Here is a 2,592-nt window from a genome sequence, read left to right on the forward strand (position 1 = left end):
AAAATAGATGGGCTTCAGAACCGTCTCCTTTGGTGCGCCGAGCTTAACTTCACCATCTACCACCTTATAAGGGTAAGACCACGATCTAGCCCAGCCCGCTATATGCTCTGCCACTACTCGAATGTAGTCCATGGATGAGCCATCAGCATTCTTTCTTGTTTCAATATACATTAAGCCGACACCCCACTTTGCACGAGTTTTAGCAATACGCTTTAAATATTGAATGATTGAGGCTAGTTGAAAATCCTTTTTAACAAGATTTTGGTGCTCAATAGCTAACACGTTAAATTCACCCTGCGGGGAAAGTACCATCCCAAAAGGTAAAAATTCACCACGTTCAAGCAAGTTCTTTTCCATGCGCATCCAACCCTGCACCATCATATATTTAAGCTGCGCGATCGCTTGCTCCTCAGTAACCTTACCCCGCCTCACTTGGTTAAGGTCAACAGCGCTCTCGGCAATTGGCGCCTCGACAAGATCTTCTGCTTTTATTTTTCTTTTGCCTTCTTCAGCTGATACTAAGGTGCTCGACACTGAGAACAGCAAACCAAGCAGTATCCAACCAAATTTCAACATCTTCATATAGAGACTCCAATCATTATTATAACGGTGAGATAAAACTGTTGTGGATATAAATTATCTGGGCGAGAGAAGAATGTCTACAGTGAATCAGTAGAATTTGTGACTTTTGTTAGGCATTTTTTATAATGTGAACGAGGCAGTGAACGGAATTTCATAACAAACACTTTTAGCCACAAAAGCCTACCCCACATTTCCCTGCCAACAGAATTTACAGACAACAGAAACTAAAAAAACCACCTCACAATGTGAGGCGGTTTCTCGTTTTGCTTCTAACTTAACTAAACACTTTCGTATCCAGCTTCAGCTAAGATCAAGATCTTAGTGAGCAGAGATAGTCCAGTTTGTAGTGTTAGTCACATCAGTCAAGTAGATTTTACCGATAGAAGTACCAGTGTCACCGAAAGACAATGAACCGATATCTAGGTCAAACTTAGAAGTAGTGTTGATTGCGATACCGTCAACATAACCTTCTCTTGTGTTGGTACCTTGGAAAACTTGACCAGCTGGGTTCAAAGCAACAGAACCTAGATCAAGAACTGCGTCTTTAACAGCGTAAATGTCACGCATTGAGTGAGCGAAACCGAATGCATTCAATCCGTCTAGACCAGAAGTGTCACCACGGTGGTTGTGGATTTTCAGATCGTTGATCTGAACACCAGCGATATCGATGTAAACATCTAAATCAGTGATGTTGAAGTAGCTATCCATGTGGATTTTTGAGTTCGCATCACCGTAACCAGTAGAACCAGTAGCAACATCAGTAGCTTCAGCATTAGAGATACGACCGTTACCATCAGTGTCAGTAGCGCCGAAACCATTACCATTGTTTTCGATATGGATATCTTTGTGTCCCAAGTAACCAGCAATGCTTAGGTCACTGATCAAAGTAGTAGTTTGTGCAGTAGTAAGATCTGCACCTTCCTGGTAAGAAGACTCTGCAATACCGATTGCACCGATTTCGTATTTGAAATCAACCGCTGATACAGCTGCGTCGATAACTTGTTGAGTTGTGTAACCACTAAGTGCAGTAGCACCGCCAGCGATAAGGTCATCAGCACTGACAAGAGCAGCCAATGGATCAGTAGCGATTTCGTGAATTAACAAGTCACCGTCTTCGATACCAACACGACCCTTAACGAATGTTCCGCCAGTTGCAGTTGCAATTGCTTGAACAACAGATACACCAGGAGCATTTACTGGATCAAATTGTACATTGTTAGCTTCTAGCTGTGTCAAAGATGCACCACCAGCGTTAGCTTCGATACCGCCAGCCAAACCAGCTAGACGACCGTCATCTACAGCACCGTATGCTAGAGCCAATGCAGCTAGACCTTCAGCACCGTAAAAATCAGACAAACCACGATCTAAAATGTTTTCGCCAGTAGCAGCGGAACCAGCAATATCGATGTTCATACGGATATTGTCAAGCATGTCAGTGTTGTTTGCTAGGTTATTCGGGTCATCAGTAAGATTTTGGTTACCACCGATTTTGATATCGTTGATGAATAGGCTACCAGCATCTTTATACATGAACTGACCGATAGAAACTTTAGATTCTATATCGATAGTCAAACCAGCTTGACCAGTTAGCTCGCCCATTGCTGAGTCGTCTAGAGCTTTAAGTTCAGCTTGTGCGCCAGCAGAAGCAGCAGCGATTGCAGAAACTAGTGCGATTTTTTTCAGGCCTTTCATATTATTCTCCTAATATTTAGGTTACGTTAAAACTGTCTTAGACTTATGTGTCTTAACGCGATCATTTGATTTATATGATTTCATTTTTTTCTAACAAGCTGTGTTGCTCGCCAGTGAGATCATAATATGTATTTTGATTTCTATTTACCGTGATTGCTTTCACAAAAAGTTACGGAGAGTAACCTTTAGGCAGAAATGTAAGGGTTTTTAACAGAATTTGACATTTGAAGGCTGTTTTCGGGCGTATTTTAGAATTTAAGAAAGAAAAAAATGTCGACATAAAGAAAAACAATACAAAATATTGAGTTAAATAGAGCC

2 protein-coding genes are annotated in these 2,592 nt (G+C 41.4%); both read right to left on the minus strand.

The window, feature by feature from the left end; translation table 11 throughout:
• A partial coding sequence (locus tag A3761_RS22295) for a hypothetical protein (RefSeq protein ID WP_156492037.1) occupies nt 1–582 on the minus strand: 582 nt, incomplete at its 3' end.
• A 318-nt stretch (nt 583–900) separates the two neighbouring features.
• Nucleotides 901–2,274, minus strand: a complete 1,374-nt coding sequence (locus A3761_RS22300; RefSeq protein WP_068739311.1) for a DUF6160 family protein — start codon at nt 2,272–2,274, stop codon at nt 901–903.
• Nucleotides 2,275–2,592 lie beyond the last annotated feature (318 nt).

It is taken from the genome of Oleiphilus sp. HI0123 (assembly GCF_001635315.1).

What these genes read in the sequence shown, in the direction of transcription:
- A3761_RS22300 (WP_068739311.1), bottom strand. Translation starts at nt 2,274, where the DNA reads ATGAAAGGCCTGAAAAAAATCGCACTAGTTTCTGCAATCGCTGCTGCT.